The sequence below is a fragment of the Corynebacterium sp. 13CS0277 genome, from assembly GCF_002994655.1.
Lineage (GTDB): Bacteria > Actinomycetota > Actinomycetes > Mycobacteriales > Mycobacteriaceae > Corynebacterium.
Window position 1 is genome coordinate 25,144 of the sequence record NZ_PPDL01000016.1, and the last position, 20,134, is coordinate 45,277.

Annotated in this window: 16 protein-coding genes; 10 read left to right on the forward strand and 6 right to left on the reverse strand. The window is 67.4% G+C overall.

The window, feature by feature from the left end; genetic code table 11:
- The first annotated feature begins 544 nt into the window (after positions 1–544).
- From C1Y63_RS08020 to C1Y63_RS08030, 3 genes are all read left to right on the forward strand, one after another.
- Positions 545–1,000, forward strand: a complete 456-nt coding sequence (locus C1Y63_RS08020; RefSeq protein ID WP_106015944.1) for a MarR family winged helix-turn-helix transcriptional regulator — start codon at positions 545–547, stop codon at positions 998–1,000.
- A gap of 471 nt (positions 1,001–1,471) precedes the next feature.
- Positions 1,472–1,945: a hypothetical protein gene (locus C1Y63_RS08025; RefSeq protein WP_233195648.1), complete on the forward strand. Its 474-nt coding sequence runs from the start codon at positions 1,472–1,474 to the stop codon at positions 1,943–1,945.
- 398 nt (positions 1,946–2,343) lie between these two features.
- Complete coding sequence (locus C1Y63_RS08030; protein WP_106015945.1) at positions 2,344–2,754, forward strand: hypothetical protein; 411 nt, start codon at positions 2,344–2,346, stop codon at positions 2,752–2,754.
- A 266-nt stretch (positions 2,755–3,020) separates the two neighbouring features.
- On the opposite strand, the gene C1Y63_RS08035 is transcribed toward C1Y63_RS08030, so the two are convergent.
- On the reverse strand, positions 3,021–3,962 hold the full coding sequence (locus C1Y63_RS08035) for a rhodanese-related sulfurtransferase (RefSeq protein ID WP_106015946.1): 942 nt from the start codon (positions 3,960–3,962) through the stop codon (positions 3,021–3,023).
- Between the two features lie 18 nt (positions 3,963–3,980).
- Here C1Y63_RS08035 and C1Y63_RS08040 point away from each other — a divergent pair, with 18 nt between their 5' ends.
- On the forward strand, positions 3,981–4,886 hold the full coding sequence (locus C1Y63_RS08040; protein WP_106015947.1) for an Fpg/Nei family DNA glycosylase: 906 nt from the start codon (positions 3,981–3,983) through the stop codon (positions 4,884–4,886).
- 186 nt (positions 4,887–5,072) lie between these two features.
- Here C1Y63_RS08040 and C1Y63_RS08045 read toward each other — a convergent pair whose 3' ends face one another.
- The 5 genes from C1Y63_RS08045 to C1Y63_RS08065 form a co-directional block, all read right to left on the reverse strand.
- Positions 5,073–5,618 carry a VanZ family protein gene (locus tag C1Y63_RS08045; RefSeq protein WP_158256122.1) on the reverse strand — a complete coding sequence of 182 codons (546 nt, stop codon included), beginning with the start codon at positions 5,616–5,618 and terminating at the stop codon, positions 5,073–5,075.
- Between the two features lie 265 nt (positions 5,619–5,883).
- Positions 5,884–8,739 (reverse strand): leucine--tRNA ligase, encoded by a 2,856-nt coding sequence (leuS, locus tag C1Y63_RS08050; protein WP_106015949.1) that lies wholly within the window; start codon positions 8,737–8,739, stop codon positions 5,884–5,886.
- Positions 8,740–9,047: 308 nt separating this feature from the next.
- The gene (locus C1Y63_RS08055; RefSeq protein ID WP_106015950.1) at positions 9,048–10,157 is read right to left on the reverse strand and encodes an ATP-binding protein; all 1,110 of its coding nucleotides are present in this window, start codon (positions 10,155–10,157) and stop codon (positions 9,048–9,050) included.
- 306 nt (positions 10,158–10,463) lie between these two features.
- The gene (locus C1Y63_RS08060; RefSeq protein WP_106015951.1) at positions 10,464–10,895 is read right to left on the reverse strand and encodes a hypothetical protein; all 432 of its coding nucleotides are present in this window, start codon (positions 10,893–10,895) and stop codon (positions 10,464–10,466) included.
- A 633-nt stretch (positions 10,896–11,528) separates the two neighbouring features.
- Entirely contained in the window at positions 11,529–12,782 is a 1,254-nt protein-coding gene (locus C1Y63_RS08065; RefSeq protein WP_106015952.1) for a dicarboxylate/amino acid:cation symporter, read from the reverse strand.
- A gap of 552 nt (positions 12,783–13,334) precedes the next feature.
- Here C1Y63_RS08065 and C1Y63_RS12525 point away from each other — a divergent pair.
- From C1Y63_RS12525 to trpCF, 6 genes are all read left to right on the forward strand, one after another.
- Positions 13,335–14,030 (forward strand): SdpI family protein, encoded by a 696-nt coding sequence (locus C1Y63_RS12525; protein WP_146128902.1) that lies wholly within the window; start codon positions 13,335–13,337, stop codon positions 14,028–14,030.
- Positions 14,031–14,338: 308 nt separating this feature from the next.
- The gene (locus C1Y63_RS08075; RefSeq protein WP_106015953.1) at positions 14,339–14,872 is read left to right on the forward strand and encodes an NUDIX domain-containing protein; all 534 of its coding nucleotides are present in this window, start codon (positions 14,339–14,341) and stop codon (positions 14,870–14,872) included.
- A 293-nt stretch (positions 14,873–15,165) separates the two neighbouring features.
- Entirely contained in the window at positions 15,166–16,833 is a 1,668-nt protein-coding gene (locus C1Y63_RS08080; RefSeq protein ID WP_106015988.1) for an anthranilate synthase component 1, read from the forward strand.
- Positions 16,830–17,498 (forward strand): anthranilate synthase component II, encoded by a 669-nt coding sequence (locus C1Y63_RS08085; protein WP_106015954.1) that lies wholly within the window; start codon positions 16,830–16,832, stop codon positions 17,496–17,498. Before C1Y63_RS08080 ends, C1Y63_RS08085 begins: the two co-directional genes overlap by 4 nt.
- A gap of 88 nt (positions 17,499–17,586) precedes the next feature.
- Positions 17,587–18,624, forward strand: a complete 1,038-nt coding sequence (trpD, locus tag C1Y63_RS08090) for an anthranilate phosphoribosyltransferase (protein ID WP_106015955.1) — start codon at positions 17,587–17,589, stop codon at positions 18,622–18,624.
- Entirely contained in the window at positions 18,617–20,089 is a 1,473-nt protein-coding gene (gene trpCF / locus C1Y63_RS08095) for a bifunctional indole-3-glycerol-phosphate synthase TrpC/phosphoribosylanthranilate isomerase TrpF (RefSeq protein WP_106015956.1), read from the forward strand. The genes trpD and trpCF overlap by 8 nt, the downstream gene beginning before the upstream one ends.
- Positions 20,090–20,134 lie beyond the last annotated feature (45 nt).

The following is a 20,134-nucleotide window of genomic DNA, read 5'->3' on the forward strand; positions in this document are numbered from 1 at the left end:
CCCGTCAGCCAACCCAGCATGGGCGTTGACCTGCGCCGAGGCCGCCTCTGACCCCACGCCAGCGGCAGCGTGAAACTATCCCGCGAAGCCCAGCCCGTCAATCCCGGATGGGGCAAAGGATCGGCAGGCTGCAGCGTCGCGATTCGCGTGCCTGCATACTATTTGGCGAGCAATACCCCCCACCCCCTCCAGGCGGGTGAGAACCCGTTGGTACTACGATTAATTCGCGGGCGCGAATTCGGCCCGTTCGCTCACAGCGCACACGCGGATGACTTTAGCCATGACCTATTGCAACCCATTGAATAGACCGGCAAATATTCAACGCGCCACCCCTTAGGGTGAACGCAACACAGCCCCGAGCGACCTGCGCAATCACGCGGCACATGTGGCGTGGTTCGCAGCCCTCACAGTGCTCGCTCGCCGCCCGGTAGCAGGTTTGTGGCATTTGGCTAACAGGCCCACAGGCTGTGGTTTTACTAACTTCCCGCCTTTTTTCTGCCCCTCGACTAGCTATGTGGGCTGGCAAAACGATACAATTCATGCCATGACAGCGACTCCTGAGGACATTGCAGCCGAGATTCGGCCGTCGATGACGAAGCTTTACGTGACCTACTTCCGCATGGCCAGCCAGTCGGACCTCACCGGCCCGCAGCTGACCATCATGACCCGCCTCGCCGAAAACGGCGCATCGCGCATTAGCGACGTGGCCCGCGAGGAGGGCATCCGGATGCCCACCGCATCCAACGCTCTGCACCAGCTCGAGGAGCGCGGCATGATTGAGCGCCTCCGCGACATCTCCGATCGTCGTGGTGTGCGCGTCCAGTTGACCGGTAAGGGCAAGCAGGAGCTGGCCCGCGTCGGCGAGGAGCGCACCAAGCACCTGGCCCGCATGCTGGAGACCCTGGACGAGAAGGATCTCGCCATCGCTGAGCAGATGGTGCCGGTGATTAAGAAGCTGGCGGAGGACTACTCCGCCGCCGCGTTCGCCAACCGTCGCTAGGCCGCACTCTCCTCGCATTCATCCGCCCCGGCGCGCCCCTGTGCGTGTCGGGGCGTCGGCATATCTCCACAACCCGCAGCCCGGCGCGCCCGCCGCGGCACCGCTTATTGACGCCCTGCAGCCATGGTGTGTTTGTTTGCTTCCAACGGCGCGTATATCGCCCCCAAGTGCCCCCACCCCCACGCGGGTGCAATACCCCGTGGGGGATAGGATGGGGGTGGCCGTGTGGCATTCGCGTGCTGCGGGGCTAGCCTGGAATAAGGACAGTGGCAGTAGCCGCACGATGGCCGTCTGTGGCGGCGCGCGCCCACAGATGTGGTGCTGTTGTTTCCTGCCGTGTTCTTTTTCAATGTTCTTCTTCAATCCCCGTCCTACTCTGTGTTCCCCAGTCCCCTGTGTGCTGGCTGCCCTGCCCCCGATGGCGGGTGTGCTCATCCGCCACGGTGGGGCGATGTTGTGGAGGTGTCCGAATTGACGAGCAATCAGTCTTTGCCGCACTGGCACCCGGAGAACGACCCCTGGGCCACGGACGAGGACTTCCCCGAGCACCTGCGCCGGGAACTCGACTTCGTCGACGATCCCCTCGCCCGCCTGGAGCGCAACGAAAACTCCACCCGGATGGCCATCCTGTACTGCGTGGCCATCCCGGTGCTGACGGGCATTGTGGCGTTCGCCGTGGCGCTCACGAGCAGGGCTGCTGGCGGCCCGCTGTGCGATGCGGGCGTGTCGTCCTGGTTGTGTTCCCGCACGTTTGAGATCCTCTTCCCCGTCATCCCTGGCTGTGTGGCACTGGGGGGTGTGTTGGGTTCGTCGTTTTTGACGTACTGGACGTGGAGGCAGGGGGTGCGCTGGCGGCCGTGGTTGGCGAGCATGTGGTTCCTCATGCCGTTCTTCCTGTTGTGGATGACGTCGACGGGCACCATCGCGATCCTGGGGCAGAAGTAGCACGCGCACACCCCGCCGCGGCGGCATCACACGCGGTGCGTCGACAGGGGTCACCTCCCCGGGGGTCAGGCTCCACAGCCTGGGTGGGCGGTGGCTTGTACAAGGGGGTCTCCTGCCTCGGGGGGCGCTTGAGGTTCTCAGCATCTGCGTGCTGCGGCGGCGCCCTGCGGGCACCGTGACGGTGCCCGCGCACCACGCGCCCGCGGTGGTGGGATTCTCGCTAGGCTGGGCAGCACAAGCCCCACCCGCCCCTGTTCCTCGCCCGCACGCAGAGGGTTGCTCCTCCGCCCGGGGAGCACCCCAGCGCACGGTAGGGCGCGCAGGGCGGGCCGAACCGCCGCAGGATCCCGGTGGCCCTCGCGCCACGATCCCCGGCGCCGTGCGTAGAAGGAGTTCCCATGAACGACACCCCTCGCTCCCCGCGCGCCACGCTGCCTCGCGAGGCGCCGACGGGCACGACGCAGACCTTCGCCACCGTCGCGGCGGCGGCGATGCCCTTCGTCCTCGCCGGCGCTGCCTTCGTCACGTTGTCGAACACGCAGCAGCACAACCCGGACATCGATGGGCTGGGGCTCTACCTCCCGTTCGGCATCACCTTGGCTATGAGCCTGGTCCTTATCGGCTACCAGGTGTCCCGCCACCCCAGCCGCCGCTATGTGGCTGTGTGCGCCGCCTTCATCGCCGTCATGCTGGTGTTGCTGCTGGGTGGCACTGTGGGCCGGCTGCTCATGATGGCGGCAACGCTGGTGGTGTGCTGGTGGTTCTGGCGGCGGCTGCCGCAGCAGGACGTGTGGATGCAGCGCCCTTAACAGCCGCAGGCGCTTTTCTAGCCCCACCCCCGGACGGCATCCTCGCCTCAGGGGCGCTGACCTCCTGAGCCCCAGTTCGGTGCCGCGCGCAGGCAGCCGCGTGCGCCCCTGCTGTCATCGCGACCCACGGCGTCCACACGTGTGGGCACGTCACCCTGCACGCCACGGCCCCCACGCACACCCGATACTGGGGAGCGTGGGGCCCGGTGTCTGCGGCGTGTGCCGCCAGACAGAGTGAGGGGAATCCCTCGTGGTTGGCGGGGGCGCTATGCCGAGGTATGCGCCTGGGTGTCGGCCGCTGCGGCGGCGCGGGCGACCTCCACGCACTCCGGCTTGCCGCAGTGGCGGGTCGCCGGGTTGGCGTAGCAATCAGCGCACATGAGCACCAGGTCGCGGCAGTTGTCCTCGTTGATGCAGTGCTCGAACTTGTTGGTGTCCTGCCCACAGTTCACACAGTGGCCCAGCTGGGTGTAGTTCTCGTCGTCGCCGAACTCCATGTGCATGCGCTTGTCGAAGACGTACAAGGAGCCCTGCCACAGGCCCTTGTTGCCGTACTTCTCCCCGTAGCGGACGATGCCACCATCGATCTGGTAGACCTCCTTGAAGCCACGGTTCTTCATGAGGGAGGACAGGATCTCGCAGCGGATACCACCCGTGCAGTAGGTGATGACCGGCTTATCCTTCAGGTCGTCGTACTTACCGGACTCGATCTCTTGGATGAAGTCGTGGGTGGTGCGCACGTCCGGCACGATGGCGTCCTTGAACTTGCCGATCTGCGCCTCCATGGCGTTGCGCCCATCGAAGAACACCGCATCCGGGCGGGACGCCACGAGTGCGTTGACCTCCTCCGGCTTCAGGTGCACGCCGCCGCCAATGACGCCGTCGGCATCGACTTTGAGCTCATCGGCCGCGCCGAACGCCACGATCTCCTTGCGGACCTTCACCGACAGCTTCGGGAAGTCGTTGCCGGTGCCCTCCGACCACTTGAACTCCATCTTTTTGAAGCCGGGGTATTCGCGGGTGATGCGGGCGTACTTCTTGCAGGCCTCCAGGTCACCGCCGACGGTGCCGTTGATGCCGTGCTCGCTAATGAGGATGCGGCCAGTCAGCCCCAAGGAGCGGCACAGGTCCCGCTGCCACAGCCGGATCGCCTCCGGGTCGGCCAGGGGAGTGAACACGTAGTACAGGAGAATCTTGTTGACAGCCACGGGCCTAATATTAGGCGCATGCCTGAAGGACACGTACTTCACCGCCTGGCCCGGGATGTGAACGGGGCGTTCGCCAACCGGCCGCTGGTCATCTCCTCCCCGCAGGGACGCTTCGACACGGACGGCCTCCAGGGGCTGCGGCTGGCCGCCGCCCAGGCGCACGGCAAGCAACTGTTTCTCCACTTCGCCACCCCGGAAGCCCTCGCAGCCGCGGGCGTGGCCCCGGGGCAGCCGGCCCTCGTGGCCGGTGCGGGCAACCACCCGGACACCGACGCCACCCAGGCCCACCCCGTGGAGGCCACCGCCATCGTGCACATCCACTTAGGGCTCATCGGCACGTTCCGCCTCGAGGAACCACTGGACACCCACGGGCAGATCCGGCTGCGGCTCGCCACCCCGGAGTGCGCCGCCCACCTGCGGGGGCCGCAATGGTGCCGGCTCATCAGTGACGTGGAGTTCGATACGGCGCGCGCCAAGCTGGGCGCCGATCCGCTCATCCCGGGGGAGGACCCCACGGCGGTCCTTACCCGGGCCCGCCGCAGCCGCAAACCGGTGGCCTCGTTGCTCATGGACCAGGCCCTGTTCGCCGGGGTGGGCAACATCTACCGGGCAGAGGTCCTCTTCCGGCACCACATCGACCCCATGACGCCGGGGAAGGAGCTCGACGAGGGCCGCTGGCGGGAGGTGTGGGACGACCTCGTGGGGCTCATGGATGTGGGTGTGCAGCGCGGCCGCATCGACACCGTCGATGAGGAACACACCCCTGAGGCGATGGGGCGGGCACCCCGGAAAGACGACCACGGGGGAGAGGTGTACGTCTACCGGCGTGCCGGGCAGCCCTGCTACGTCTGCGGCGCAGAGATCGCACTGCGCCCCTTCGAAGGCCGCAACCTGTTCTACTGCCCCGGCTGCCAAACCGACTAAGCCCCCCGCCCGCGGCACGTGAGGCGGCGGGCGGGGGCGCGCGGGCACAGGAGCTGCGGGCATATGGTGCGTCCATACGGTGCGGGCATCGGACGCACGCACCGCAGCCGGTGCCCGGACAAAAGACAACCCCCAGCACAACCGTCGGGCGGCTGCGGTGGGGGATGTCGGTGGTGTGGGGTGTGCTCAGCCCACTACCTTCGCGGGGTCACCCAGGCTGGGGCCTAAGTGCACCAGCACCCCAAACACCGCAGAGGCGGCGAGGATGCCCCACACGAACAGCCGCTGCAGCCACCGCTTCACCCGCATCGCCACCTGCCCACCCACGGTCGCACCCACGGTGTTGAGGATGACGTCGTCGATGTCGGAGTACCCCAACGCGAACAGATACTGTGCCACCTCGATAGACACAGACCCGAGGAAGCCCGCCAGCGCCACCCTGCGCAGCAGCCGCGGCATCCCCTGCCACAGCATCGCCAACAGCAACCCGACGGGGATGAACAACGCCACGTTGCCCACCGCGTCGAAGACGGGGCCGAAGATACTCTTCGCCCGGAGCAGCTGGCTGAAGGGCAACAGGTACAGGCCCCGGTGGTGGTGGGCCGCCGGGTTCCACAGGTAGCCGATCTGGTAGTAGGCCTTGAGCATCGTCAACGCCACCACAACCGCACCCCAGGCGAACAGCGCCACAGTGAGCAGGGGGCGGGGTTGGAGGCGGCGTCGGTAGGTCATGCGTCCCCACCCTACTGCACAAGATTGGCCCTGCTTGAAAGCCAGTTGGGAAAACACTGGCAACATCCGCCACACTCCACCTGCGCGCACGCCCACGCAGGCGTGCGCCCGCGGCGCGGTGCGCCGGACTTGGGGCACAACGCAGAAGCACCCCGCACACGTCCCGCACACCCGGCCCCACATCGGTGGGGTGGGGTGGAGTGTGCGGGGGTGGCGGGGTGCGAGGAGATCGGGCGAGCCCGTGGGCCCGGCCCGGGTGGGGTGGTTACTTCACGACGAGGTTGACCATGCGGCCCGGGACCACGATCTGCTTGACGATGGTCTTGCCCTCCACGTGGGTGGGCACGGCGGCCACAGCCTGGGCGACCACATCATCCTGAGCGGCGTCGACCGCGACCTGGATGCGGGCACGCACCTTGCCATTGACCTGCACGGGCAGCTCAATGGTGTCGTCGACAAGCCACTTCTCATCGAAGGTGGGGAAGTCGACGTAGGCGATGGTGCCCTCGTGGCCGAGGCGACGCCACAGTTCCTCGGCGATGTGCGGCGCCACCGGCGCGAGCATGACCACCAGGGGCTCCACGGCGGCCACCGGTGCGCCCTGCGGGTACGTCTTGGTGAGGTAGTTGACGTACTCGATGAGCTTCGCCACCACCGTGTTCAGGCGCAGGTTCTCGTAGTCGTCGGTCACACCGGCGATGGTGCGGTGCAGCTGCTTGGTGTCTTCCTCCGTGAGGGCGGCATCGGTGAGGCGCACCGCACCGGAATCCTCGTCGACGACGAGGCGCCAGGTGCGCTGCAGGAAGCGCTGCGCACCCACCACGTCCTTCGTCGCCCACGGGCGGGAGGTGTCCAGGGGGCCCATCGCCATCTCGTACACGCGCAGCGTGTCCGCACCGTAGTCGTCGCAGATCTCGTCGGGGCTGACGGAGTTCTTCAGGCTCTTGCCCATCTTGCCGTACTCCTGGGTGACTTCCTCACCCTGGTAGTAGAACTTCCCGTCGCGTTCCTCCACCTCGGCGGCCGGCACGTAGATGCCGCGGGCATCGGTGTAGGCGAACGCCTGAATGTAGCCCTGGTTGAACAGGCGGCGGTACGGCTCCCGGGAGGTCACGTAGCCCAGGTCGAAGAGCACCTTGTGCCAGAAACGGGAGTAGAGCAGGTGCAGGACGGCGTGCTCCACGCCACCGACGTACAGGTCCACGCCGCCGGGGTCGGCGGGGTTATCGGCCTGCGGGCCGGACCAGTAGGCCTCGTTGTCGAGGGCGCAGAACTGCTCGTGGTTGCGGGGGTCAATGTAGCGCAGCTGGTACCAGGAGGAACCGGCCCACTGCGGCATGACGTTCGTGTCGCGGGTGTAGGTGCGCGGCCCGTCACCCAGGTCGAGCTCCACCGTGACCCAGTCGGTGGCCTTCGCCAGCGGCGGCTGGGGGGAGGAATCCGCATCGTTCGGGTCGAAGGACACCGGCTTGTAGTCGTCGACCTCCGGCAGCTCGATGGGGAGCATGCTCTCCGGGAGGGCGTGCGCCACCCCATTCTCGTCGTAGACGATGGGGAAAGGCTCGCCCCAGTAGCGCTGGCGGGCAAAGAGCCAATCGCGCAGCTTGTACTGGATCTTCGCGGTGCCCAGGCCCTGGGCCTGCAGCCACTCGATGGTGGCGGCCTTCGCCGCCTCACGGGTCATGCCGTTGATGTCGAGGCCGTCGCCGTTCGCGGAGTTGATGGCCGGGCCGTCCTCCGTGTGGGCTTCCTCCTCCAGATTGCCGCCGGCGACGACCTGTAGCAGCGGCAGCCCGAACTCGCGGGCAAAGTCGTAGTCGCGGGAGTCGTGGGCCGGCACCGCCATGATCGCGCCCGTGCCGTAGCCGGTGAGCACATAGTCGGCCACAAACACCGGCACCTGGGCCCCATTGACCGGGTTCGTGGCGTACACACCCAAGAACACACCGGTCTTGTCCTTGTTCTCCTGGCGCTCCAGGTCGGACTTCGCCGCAATCGCCGCCCGGTACGCCGCCACCGCGGCCGCCGGGGACGACTCGCCGAACGTCCAGCGGGAATCCACATCCGCCGCGTACGGGGCATCCCCCACCAGGCGGTCGACGAGCTCGTGCTCCGGGGCGAGCGTCACATAGGACGCGCCGAAGAGAGTGTCGGGGCGGGTGGTGAACACGGTGATGGTCTCCGCGGCACCATCAGCGGCCGGCACCGCGAAGTCGACCTCCGCGCCCTGGGAACGACCAATCCAGTTCCGCTGCATCGACTTGACCTTCTCCGGCCAATCCAACACATCCAGATCATCAATGAGACGATCCGCGTAGGCAGTAATGCGCATCATCCACTGCGAGAGGTTCTTGCGGAACACGGGGAAGTTACCGCGCTCCGACTTACCATCCGCGGTCACCTCCTCGTTCGCCAGCACCGTGCCCAAGCCCGGGCACCAGTTCACCACCGAATTCGAGCGGTACACCAGCCGGAAGCTATCAACGACCTCCGCCTGGGCGACCGCATCCAAGGAGGGGTAATCCTCGTGGCCCGGCACCTCGCCCGCCTCCAGGCGGGCCACCAGGTCGGCGATCGGCTTCGCCTTCTGCTCCTCCACACAGAAGTAGGAGTTAAAGATCTGCAGGAAGATCCACTGCGTCCACTTGTAGAACTCCCGATCCGTCGTCGCCACCACACGGCGACGATCGTGGCCCAAGCCCAGGCGGCCGAGCTGGCGCTCCATGTTGTCGATGGATTCCTGGGTCTTGATCCGCGGGTGCGTACCCGTCTGGATCGCGTACTGCTCCGCCGGCAGACCAAACGCGTCATAGCCCAAGGTGTGCAGCACGTTCTTGCCCCGCAGGCGGTGGTAGCGGGCAAACACGTCCGTCGCGATGTAGCCCAGCGGGTGGCCCACGTGCAGGCCCGCCCCGGAGGGGAAGGGGAACATGTCCTGCACGAACAGCTTCGTGCGCTCCACAGCATCCGGCACGAAGGGGTTGACCTCCGCGAGCTCGCCGCTCGGGTTCGGCGCATTAAACACGCCATTGTCGATCCAGAAGCTCTGCCAGCGCTTCTCGATCTCGCTGGCGAGTTGGGGGGAATAACGGTGGGTGGGAGTTTCGACGCTCGTGCTCATGGGGATACAGCATAGCCGCCCACGCTGCGCATCCGGCAGGCCACCCGATCCCCCCGCCACGCCTCTTTCCCCACTCAGCCGCCGAGGCAACCGCCGGAGCGCGACCCCGCGCGACCCCACCACACTGCGGTGCACCTCAACCACCCCGCGAGAGCGCCCGTGGCGCTCGCGGGTGCGGCATCTCGCGTCGCCCGGGCCGAAAAACGAGGTCACTCCAGGGCGGCGAGCTTGTTATACGTTGTTATACATCGGCGATCTATAACAACGTATAACAAGCAGGGTCCGCGGTTACCCCACAGAATTATCGGCTACAGGTCGCCTTCCACGCCGTGAACGAACTCTGCGAACCCGGGAAGAGTGAAGGCAAGACACCCACGGGCGGGGGATTCCACGAGGCCCTTGTCGATGAGTCGCTGGCGCGTCACACCGAGCGCGGTCGTGGCGGTACTCAAGTTCGCCGCAAGATCCCGCACTCGCACCCACGGCTCCCCCGACACCGCCAGCGCCATCGCCAGCGCCCCCAGCATGTCGCGCTCATCATCTGACGCTTCGCTCCAGCACGCGCGGAAGAAGTCGTGACGTGCCGCGTCGAACGCAACCCGGCCGGCCTGCACATCGTCACGCGTGATGGTCGCGCCACCGGCACAGGTGGCGGCTGTCCACACCTCCTCACCAAGCAGGTGCAGGAAAGGAGGGAATCCGCCACAGACCTGCACCGCCTCATCCAGGGCGTCGTCCGACCAGCCAACGTTCCAACGCGCCGCCGGCTGCAACAACACGTCCCGGGCATGCGCGTCATCGAGGTAGGCGATCTCGTCGTACTGGAAGCGCTCCGCGTACGGAGCAACCTCAGTGACCACATCCAGCGCACAAGACAGTCCCGCGCAGAAGATCCCGAGGGGAAGGTCCGGGTGTTCCGACTGGATGAGCTGCACCGCCGTCGCGAAGGCCGCAAGGCCTTCGGCATCCGCGTGGTGAACGTCGTCAACGAAGACGATCACACCTGCCGCCCCCGCCCCTGTCGCCGCACGCGCAGCCGACACGAAGAGATCCTTCACCGTACGGCTGCGCGAACGGCCCGGCCCGCTAGATGCACGAGCCCCACGGTTCACCGGTGCGGGGCCACCATCCGCAGGGCTCAGCGCCTCCGCCAGCTGGACCACGAGATCCGCTTCTCCCGCCTGAACCCAGGCAGTCACAAAGTTCATCTCCTCCGCAGTCTCCTGCAGGGCCATAAGCACGGAGGTCTTGCCCACACCACGAGGCCCCAGGAAGAACTGCGGCCGCAGGCTCGGCGCTCCCGCCGCAATGAAGCTCATCTCTTTCCGGGCGCGATCCAGCTCGGACGCACGACCAACAATGGTGGCCGTCGCACGCCCCGGCGTGTACGGGCTTCGGCCTGTGGCAACACCTGACATTTCTTCCTCCCCGATCCTGGTTGGTGGACGTCAGCGATCTCTCTTCACCGATCGCACGTCAGCCTCACCACGTCATTGTTCCACACATTGCTCGAGTGTCTGCCGCTCTATAGGCGGCGGCGATTGAGACTGGGCTGCTGATCACACATACTCACCACCTGTATTGCCACAGGACATACAGTGTCAAGCTCCACGATGGGGTGCACCGCATCCCCACATGAGACGCGGCGAATTCATCCACACACTAGACCACATCCCGCGTGTATGAGTGATGGCAGTACAGGACCATCATGTTCGACGATGGACTTAAGACTCTTCACTCAGTAGCTCCACCACGGGCAGCGCGGACCCTAAGACCACCAGCAACACAATGCCGAGCGACAACCCCAGCAGGCCCATGCAGCAGGCAATCAGGTAGCCCATCATCCCGCATACCAACGTCGACCAGACAACCTTGCGCATCGGTTCCTCTGCACACGCAGCATCCAGCGCGACGCCCACGACCCCACAGATCGCACCCAGCACCAACACCGCCACAGCCACAGGAGGGTGCGGCACCTCAGCCCACAGGTAGGACCGGTGGACGCCACCCTCGGTGAGGGTCCACGCCAGGGACACCGCGGCCGCTGTGATCCCCACCCACGGGGCCACCAGGAGGGTGCGGCGCGCGCGGGGGTGCTGGAGCGCCCACAGGCGGAGGCGGGACGGGGGAGTGATCTCGGGGTATTCCAACCACATGCCCGCCAGACTGCCAGCTGTGGGCACCACTGTCCACCACAGCCCAGATCGCTCCCCCGCACGCACCCTGGCACACGCCGATGCGCGGCACGCGAGACCTCCCGACGGACGCCCGTGCGCCCCACATTCGCATCGCCCGGCGCGCCCGCGCAGTGGGAACGACCGGCTCATAGCGCGAGCTCAAGGCGAGCACGTCGACCGGCTCAGTCCTCTTTGGGCGTGAGGGAAGGGGTGCGGCACCTCCGGGCGTGCCCGCCACAGTCCGCCTCTTCGGCACGATCGCAACGTGCCACGCTTGGCGCCCTCGCCGGCCTTGCCGACTCATGTGGTCGCATGCTTGTCGGCGTTCACTCGACGCCTCGGCGCCTCGCCATGCGGCTGCAGGGCGACTCTCGGCGCGGATGTTTCACGTGAAACATCGCCGCAGCTTCACCTTCGTGGTTACCGCTAATTCCCGCACCCCCATGCGCCGGTGTCACGTTCGCCGGCATCGCGACATCCTGGCGTCGCGACTGCCCCACCCTGCCACGCACGCGCACGAGGCGGGGCGGGGTGGGTATGAAAAAACCCGCCGGGGGCAGGTGCCCTCCGGCGGGGAGAAGAGCCACACATTCAGTGCGGCAGAGCGTCACGCTAGGTGGTGACGGTGGTGTCCACGTCTTCCTCAATGGGCTCAATCTCGTAGCCCATCGGCGGCTCCTCAAGCTCCGCGCGGCTGATCTGACCCTTGGTCAGCTTGTTCACCACGAGAGCAATTGCACCGTCGCCGGTGACGTTGCAGGCGGTACCGAAGGAGTCAATCGCAATGTAGGCGGCGATCATGAGGGCCACCATGTCGTCGGTGAAGCCCAGGTTCGCGGCCAGCAGACCCGTGGCCGCCATGATGGCGCCACCGGGCACGCCCGGTGCCGCCACCATCGTCACGCCCAGCATGAGGATGAAGCCGAGCGCCATACCGAAGGACAGCGGCTGGTCGGTCATGTACATGATGGCGAAAGCGAACAGGGCAATCTTCATCATGGAGCCGGACAGGTGCGTCGTCGCACACAGGGGGATCGTGAAGCCCGCAACGGTGGGGGACACGCCGTTCTTCTTGGCGCACTCGTAGGTCACCGGGATGGACGCCGCCGAGGAGCTCGTGCCGAGTGCGGTGACGTAGGCGGGCAGCATGTTCTTCAGCGCGGTCAGCGGGTTCCGGCCGGCAATCGAGCCCGCCAGGAGGAACTGGATCGCCAGCAGCACCACCGTCATCACGACGGCCACGAGGAGCACCTTCGCGAAGGCCGACAGCGTGTCGGTGAGGTTGCCGTTCATGCCCATCGACAGGAACATGCCGTAGATGAACAGCGGCAGCAGCGGGATGATGAACTTCGCAATGACGCGCATGATGACACGCTCCAGATCGCGCACACCCGCGTACAGGGTGTCGGACTTCACCGACGTCATCGCCACACCAATGGTGAACGCCAGCAGCAGTGCCGTCATCACACCCATCGGCGGCGGCATCTCAATGTTGAAGTAGGGGCTCAGCGCGCCGTTATCAACATCCTTCGCGATGACCATGTCCTGGCCGGCGAGCAGCTTCGGGTACAGCAGGCGGGCCGCACCGAAGGCCAGCAGGCCGGAGAAAATCGTCGAGGCGTACGCGATGCCCGTCGTGACGGCGAGCCACTTGCCGGCACCCCGGCCAAGGCCGGCGATCGCGGGAGTAATCAGGGCAAAGATCAGCACTGGGATGAAGAATCCCAGGAAGTTGCCGAAGAAGCTGTTGAAGGTGACGAAGACTCGGGCGAGGTTCTCCGGGAAGAACAGGGAGGAGATGATGCCGAGGATGATCGCCACCACAATCTTGAACAGCAACGAACCGGTGAGACGTTTCACGTCCATGGTTGTTCTCTTTCGTGTGGGTAGCGGTGGGGACAACAACCGGCGGATGCCGGGGCAGGGGTCACGCACCGCCCCAGCACGGGTGGTGGCAACCCAGCGCCCCACACACCCACCCCAGCGGCACCACCCACGCGCACTGACGCGCACGTGGCGGCCACGCGGAAGACTAGGTCACGCGGGGACACTCCCAGCGACCACGCACACCACACATCCACACAGACGTCTGATGTCGTCGGTCGCCTGTGTGTAGCGTACCGGACTGATAAGAAAACATCGCCCCAGGTGGCACCCACAAACCCCACCCCCAAGCCCCGCCGCCGGGTGCGGGGGCTCTCAGGGGGCACACATCGGCCCCTCAGCCAGCGCACACGTGCCGCACATCTGCTGCGTGTCACCACGCTGCTTCCACACGCCCGCGCCTCACGGGCGGGAAGGTGGGCCACCAGGTGTCGGGACCCACTCGACGCACTGTGGGTGCCCGCGCGTCGGGCTCCACGGCAAAGGTTGCGGACCTCCCGGGCACCATTTGACCCGGGGTTTAGACTGGCCAGTATGACTATTTTGGCCTCTGTGTTGTTGGTGCTCGCCGCAATCCAGCTCGTCGTCGGCATCCTCGCCTGGACCGGCAAACTCCCCGGCAACAACATCATCGGCATCCGCATCCCGGAGGCCCGCTCCTCCGAGGAGATGTGGGTCCTGACTCACCGCATCGCCGGCCCGCTGTGGACCGCCGCCGGCGTGGCCCTGCTCTTCGCCGGCGTCCTCGGGTTCACCGCCCGGGGCTGGATGCTGCTGCTCGTCATGGTGGGTGTGCTCGCCTGGCTGGTGTTCGTCGGTATGGGTGCCGGCATGGCCGCCAACGCGGTGGCGCTCATTGACGCCTCGGAGAAGAACAAGCCTTCCACCACCCCGGCGGAGCAGGCCCCGAGTGCCGAGACTCCCGCGGATGCCGCCGACGCGGCGCCCAAGGTGTCGGTGGACAACGCCGCCCTGCTGGCCGCCGCAGCGCACCTGCAGGCACCCGCCGGCATGGACACCGGTGTGGAGATGTGCACCCCGGCTGGCTGCACCCCGGCCGACACCGCTGCCGGCGCCTGCGAGGAGGACGATCCCTCCAAGGATTGCGGCGTGACCGGCGGCTGCGGGTCCTGCGCCCTCAACGGCTCCTGCGAGGGCGGCGACGCCGCCTTCGCCGCGAAGGGCGTGGACCTCGACGCCCTGCAGCGCGCAGCCACCCAGCAGGACTAGCCACCGCGCGGGGCACCACCCCGCACGACCGCAATCTGCTCGCGGCCATCTCCCGCCTGCCCCACCGTCAGCCCACCAGGGCCGGACAGGGGCAGGCGGTTTTTTCTTTGCTCGCACTGGGCGCCAGCGGGCGTGGGGAGGGTTACGCTGGTGGGGGAGAGCGCGCCGCCTGCGTGGTTGTGTGCGTGTTCTTTCTTCCTCTCCCATCTTTTCTTTGTTGTTTCTTTCTTTGTCTTGTCGTTCGTGTCGTCTGTGGTGTTCCCCGGCGCGGGCGTCAACATCCCCGTCCCACCGGCGCTGGAGGCCCCATGGCAACGCCACCATTCATCACTGATCTGCGCACCCGCATCGGCCACGACCTGCTGTGGCTGCCCGGGGTCACAGCACTCGTGTTCCGTCAGGGCGAAAGCGGCCCCGAGCTGCTGCTCGTGCAGCGGGCCGACGATGGCTCCTTCACCCCGATCACGGGCATCCCGGACCCCGGGGAACAGCCCGATGAGGCGGCCCGCCGGGAGGCGCGGGAAGAAGCCTGCGTCGACATTGAGGTCACCCGGCTGCTCCGCGTGCAGGCAACCGACGAAGTGCAGTACGGCAACGGGGACCGCTGCGTGTACATGGACACCGCCTTCGTCGCACGGCTCGTCGACCCGGCGCAACAGCCCGCCGTCGGCGACGACGAATCCACCGTGGCGCGTTTCGTCCCCGTGGACCAGTTGCCACCGATGAAGCCGCGCTTCGAAGCCCTCATCGCGCAGGCGTTGGCGGGGGATTCCCGGCCCGCCGGGTGGGGGCGGGATACGGCGGCGTGCCCCAAACCACACCAGCCGGGGACGATGGTGTAGAATCCCAAACCATGACTGCTCGACGAAACATCTGGTGGTGGCGCGCACACAGTGCGGGCCGCCGACTGACCTGTTTCTCGGCACCCTGACGCGCAGCAGCAGCGCGTACCGCCCGCAGATACACCCCACCCGGGGAGGTATCGGCGGGTTTTTCTTATCTCAAGGCCCAGCCCGCACCCCCAGTGTCTGCCCCCACCGACCACAAAAGCCCCGAAGCGAAAGATTCCACCGCCGTGAGCTCACACCCCCAGGCGACGACGCCACCCACACACCCCGCCGACGACGCGCCCGCCGTGCAGGCGCATGTGGCCCGCCGTAGCGTGGCCTACCACGACGACGCCTCCGCACTCTTCGCCCACCTCGGCGGCACCCGCGCCACCGACAGCGTGCTGCTCGAGTCCGCGGACATCGAATCGAAGGTGGGGCTGCAGTCCATGGCCGTGCTGGCCGGCTCCCTGCGGCTCACGTGTGAGGGCGACACCGTGACCCTTGAGCCGCTCACCGACAGTGGTGCCGTCGCCGCGCAGCGTGTGGCCGCGCAGTGCCAGCAGTACCTGCTGGAGTCTGACGACGCGGAGGCAGCACCTGGTGTGGTGCGTCTGCGGGTGCCGGCGGCGGATGCCACCGAGGAGCGGCAGCGCCTCCTGCAGGACTCGACGGTGCTGCCGCTACGGCTGCTGCAGCGGCACTCCGGGTATTCAGACGGCCTGCTGCCGCTGCTGGCGGGCGGCTTCGCGTTCGACTACCTCGGCACCTTCGAAACCCTCCCGGAGGTCGCGGCCGGGGTGAACACGTACCCGGATTACCAGTTCCTGCTCGCGGAGGTGGTGCTGCGCATCGACCACACGGCGCGCACCGCGGAGCTTGTTGCCGTGAGCCTCGCGGGGGAGGAGGACGCCGCCGCAGTGGAGGCACGCCTCGACGAGTTGGCGGCCTGCATCGCGGACTTCACCGCGCCGGCACTCGCGGATCCCGCGCCGCAGGGGGTGAATGTGGCGGCACTCAACCGGGCCGCACATGTTGCTAGCGGGAATAATACAGCCACCGCACCTGTATCATCCACAACCCTACAGGCGGTGGCGTCGCGGAGCGACGAATCCTTCCGCGCCACCGTCACCGAACTCCAAGGCAACATCGCCGCCGGCGACATCTACCAAGTCGTGCCCGCCCGCAGCTTCACCATCGCCTGCCCCGACGCGTTCGCCGCCTACACCGCGCTCAAGCGCACCAACCCCAGCCCGTACATGTTCTACGTGCGCGGCATCGCGGGTGCCCGCGGGGAACGGCACGCCTACGAACTCTTCGGCGCCTCGCCCGAATCGAATCTCAAATACACCGAATCCACCCGCCAGGTAGAGCTGTACCCTATCGCCGGCACCCGGCCCCGCGGCCTGCACGCCGATGGCAGTGTGTACGACGAGCTCGACATCCGCCGCGAACTCGAACTCCGCACCGACGCCAAGGAAATCGCCGAGCACGTCATGCTCGTCGACCTCGCCCGCAACGACCTGGCGCGCGTCGCCACCCCCGCCACCCGACGGGTCGCACAGTTGCTCCACGTGGACCGCTACTCCCGGGTCATGCACCTCATCAGCCGGGTCACCGCCCGCCTCGCGGACGACCTCGACAGCCTCGACGCCTACCGGGCGTGCATGAACATGGGCACCCTCACCGGGGCCCCGAAAATCCGGGCCACCGAACTGCTGCGCACCCACGAAGGCACCCGGCGCGGCTCCTACGGCGGTGCCGTCGGCTACCTGAACGGGGCAGGGGACATGGACACCTGCATCGTCATCCGCTCCGCCTTCGTGCGCGACGGCATCGCCGCCGTCCAGGCCGGCGCCGGCGTCGTCCGTGATTCCCAACCGCAGGCGGAAGCCGACGAAACCGTCCACAAAGCATTCGCAGTCCTCGGCGCCATTGCCGCCGCCAACCACACCGACGTTGAGGTCGTCCGATGAACACAGCCACCACCACGCCCACGCCCCAGGATGCCCGCCCGGTGCGGATCGCGCTCGTCGACAATGAGGATTCCTTCGTCTACAACCTCGTCGACGCCTTCGCTGTCGCCGGCTACGACTGCACCGTGTTTCGTAACAGTGTCGACCCGGAGGTCATCTTCGCTACCGACCCCGATCTCATTGTGTTGTCCCCCGGACCCGGCCACCCGACCGAGGCGGGCAACATGATGACCATCCTCGACCGGGCGCTCGATCGCATCCCGGTGCTGGGGATCTGCCTCGGATTCCAAGCCCTCCTCGAGCACCACCACGGCACGGTGCGGGCCGTGGGCCCCGTCCACGGCATCAGCGACACGATGCTGCTCACCGACGAGGGTATCGCCTCCGGACTGTTCGACGGGCTCACCGTCGATGCCGGTCCGGACCTGCCGGGCAAGGTGGGCCGCCGGGTGCCGGTCGCCCGCTACCACTCGCTCGGCTGCACGGATCTGCCTCAAGGTCTCGTCGGCTTCGGCACCTGCACCTCTCAGGCGGGGGAGGTCACCATGGCGGCCGCGACCACCAACGGCACAGCGCTGGGGTTGCAGTTCCACCCCGAGAGCGTGCTCACCCCCTCCGGGCCGCACATCATCACCCGCTGCGTCGACTACCTGCTCCACAGCTAAGGGCACGCGCCCGGCGCACACACCCCACCACTGGCATTCTTCTTTCTCCTTTGCTCGTACACCCCCCACACCTTGGATAGCTAGCACCATGACGACACCCCCCACCACCCCGGCCGCGGACCTGCGCGCCCTGCTCAACGGCGCCTGCTTGGAGCCGACGGCATTGCAGGATCTGTTCCGTGCAGTCGCCGCCGGCGAGTTCACCCCCGTCGAGATCGCGGCCCTGCTCATCGCGCTGAAAACTCGGGGCGAGACCCCTGAGGATATCGCAGCGGCAGCGACTGCGTTCACGGCGGCCGCCACTCCCTTCCCCCGTACCGGGGCCGGCATCATCGACTGCGTCGGCACCGGCGGCGACGGGGCGGGCACGATCAACATCTCCACGGGCTCGGCGCTCATCGCTGCGGCCGGCGGCCTGGAGGTCGTCAAGCACGGCAACCGCTCGGTGTCCTCCAAGTCGGGCGCGGCGGACGTCCTCGAGGCCCTCGGGGTGCCGCTGGATCTCTCCCCGGAGCAGGCGGCCGCCACCCTGGAATCCCAGGGCTTTACCTTCCTCTTCGCGCCGGCCTACCACCCGGCGTTCAAGCACGTCATGCCCGTCCGCCAGGCCCTCGGCGTGCCGACGATCTTCAACCTCTTAGGCCCCCTGCTCAACCCGGCCCGCCCCGCACTCCAGCTCATGGGTACCGCCCGGGCGGAGCTCGGGCCCCACCTCATCGAGGTGATGCGGCAGATTGGTCGCGAGCGTGCGCTCGTCGTCCACGGCAGTGGCCTCGACGAGATTGCCGTCCACGGGCCGACTGAGGTGTGGGAGCTCCGCGACGGGGAGATCACCCACTACACCGTCACGCCCGAGGACCTCGGCCTGGGCACCCACACCCTGTCCTCTCTCGTCGGGGGCGATGGTCGCGACAATGCGCAGTTCATGATGGACGTCTTCGCCGGGCGCGGCAGCGAGGCCCACAAGGATGCGATGCTCGCGAGCTGCGGTGCCCTGTTCTACCTCGCCGGTCACGCAGACACCCTCGCCGGTGGTGTGGCCCGTGCCCGTGAGGTCATCGACTCCGGGCAGGCCGCCCGCTGGGCCGCCACCCACCTCACCCGCGCAGGAGAATTCGATGTCTAAGCCCACCGCCTCCGCCGCTGCGTCAGAGGACTTCCGCGGCGTGCAGCTGCCCGCGGGCGTGCCGACCGTCCTCGAGGGCATTGTGACGGCCCGCCGGGGTCACCTTGAGGGCATCCGCCGCCGCATCGCCCACGTCGACGTCGAGGCGTTGCCGCGCTCCACGCGCTCCCTCTACGACTCCCTCCAGCAGGGGAGGGGAGGGGCACGCTTCATCATGGAGTGCAAGAGTGCCTCGCCCTCCCTCGGGGTGATCCGCAGCGACTACCACCCTGGTGACATTGCTCGCCTGTACTCCCGCTACGCGGCCGGCATCAGCGTGCTCTGCGAACCGGAGCGCTTCGGCGGCGACTACGACCACCTGCAGACGGTGGCGCTCAGCACCCACCTGCCGGTGCTGTGCAAAGACTTCATCATCGACCCGGTGCAGATCCACGCCGCCCGCTACTTCGGTGCGGATGCTGTGCTGCTCATGCTGTCGATCCTCGACGACGACACCTACGCGCGGCTCGCCGCCGAGGCCGAACGATTTGGGCTCGACGTGCTCACCGAAGTCATCGACGCCGAAGAAGTGGACCGTGCCCTGCGGCTCGGCGCACGGATCGTGGGCTGCAACAACCGCAACCTGCACGACCTGAGCATTGACCTGGGGCGCACCCTCGAGCTCGCGCCGCTCATCCCGGACGACGTCGTCTACCTCTCCGAAAGCGGCATCCGCACCCACGCCGACGTGGTGGCGCTCTCGGGTGCCGTCAACGGCTTCCTCGTCGGCTCCCAGCTCACCGGCAGCGCGGACATCGACGCCGCAATCCGCTCCCTTGTCTATGGCCCGGTGAAAGTGTGCGGGTTGCGCAGCGCTGCCGCCGCCCAGGCGGCCCGCGCGGCGGGTGCGACCTACGGCGGCCTCATCTTCGAGCCCGCCTCCCCGCGCGCCGTTGACGCTGAGGCTGCGGCCGAGATCATCGCCGGCGAACCGAACCTCGGGTACGTGGCCGTGTCCCGGCAGACGTCCGGATACGACGAGCTGCTGCAGCCGGGGATCGTCGCGGTCCAGGTGCACGCGCCGACCGGCACGGTCGAGGAGGAACTCGCGCTCGTCGATCGCATCCGCACCGAGCTGCCCGAGGGCGTGGAGCTCTGGCGCGCGGTGAGCATGACGACTCCGCAGGGGCCCGCCGTCGCAGAGGCCTTGGTCGTCCACGGAGTCGATCGCCTCGTGCTCGACTCCGGCGTGGGCGGCACCGGCGAAGCCTTCGACTGGTCGCGGATCCCGGCCGCGGTGAAGGAGCACAGCCTCCTCGCCGGCGGCATTACTCCGGAGACCGTGCAGGACGCGCTCGCCACCGGGTGCGCGGGTGTCGACCTCAACTCCGGGGTGGAGTACCCCGGGGAGCCGGCGCACACGAAAGACTCGGCGGCGCTCGCCCGGGCCCTGGATAAGGTGCGCACGTTTCACGTGAAACACTGAGCGTCCGCGTGGGGGAGTGGTGATGTTTCACGTGAAACATCACGC

Excerpts from the sequence above, each read along its gene's own strand:
- leuS (WP_106015949.1), bottom strand. The coding sequence starts at position 8,739 with ATGAGCACGAGCGTCGAAACTCCCACCCACCGTTATTCCCCCCAACTC.
- C1Y63_RS08020 (WP_106015944.1), top strand. The coding sequence starts at position 545 with ATGACAGCGACTCCTGAGGACATTGCAGCCGAGATTCGGCCGTCGATG.
- C1Y63_RS08045 (WP_158256122.1), bottom strand. The coding sequence starts at position 5,618 with ATGACCTACCGACGCCGCCTCCAACCCCGCCCCCTGCTCACTGTGGCG.
- C1Y63_RS08040 (WP_106015947.1), top strand. The coding sequence starts at position 3,981 with ATGCCTGAAGGACACGTACTTCACCGCCTGGCCCGGGATGTGAACGGG.
- C1Y63_RS12525 (WP_146128902.1), top strand. The coding sequence starts at position 13,335 with ATGACTATTTTGGCCTCTGTGTTGTTGGTGCTCGCCGCAATCCAGCTC.
- C1Y63_RS08085 (WP_106015954.1), top strand. The coding sequence starts at position 16,830 with ATGAACACAGCCACCACCACGCCCACGCCCCAGGATGCCCGCCCGGTG.
- C1Y63_RS08075 (WP_106015953.1), top strand. The coding sequence starts at position 14,339 with ATGGCAACGCCACCATTCATCACTGATCTGCGCACCCGCATCGGCCAC.
- C1Y63_RS08055 (WP_106015950.1), bottom strand. The coding sequence starts at position 10,157 with ATGTCAGGTGTTGCCACAGGCCGAAGCCCGTACACGCCGGGGCGTGCG.
- C1Y63_RS08030 (WP_106015945.1), top strand. The coding sequence starts at position 2,344 with ATGAACGACACCCCTCGCTCCCCGCGCGCCACGCTGCCTCGCGAGGCG.
- trpCF (WP_106015956.1), top strand. The coding sequence starts at position 18,617 with ATGTCTAAGCCCACCGCCTCCGCCGCTGCGTCAGAGGACTTCCGCGGC.
- C1Y63_RS08060 (WP_106015951.1), bottom strand. The coding sequence starts at position 10,895 with ATGTGGTTGGAATACCCCGAGATCACTCCCCCGTCCCGCCTCCGCCTG.
- trpD (WP_106015955.1), top strand. The coding sequence starts at position 17,587 with ATGACGACACCCCCCACCACCCCGGCCGCGGACCTGCGCGCCCTGCTC.
- C1Y63_RS08065 (WP_106015952.1), bottom strand. The coding sequence starts at position 12,782 with ATGGACGTGAAACGTCTCACCGGTTCGTTGCTGTTCAAGATTGTGGTG.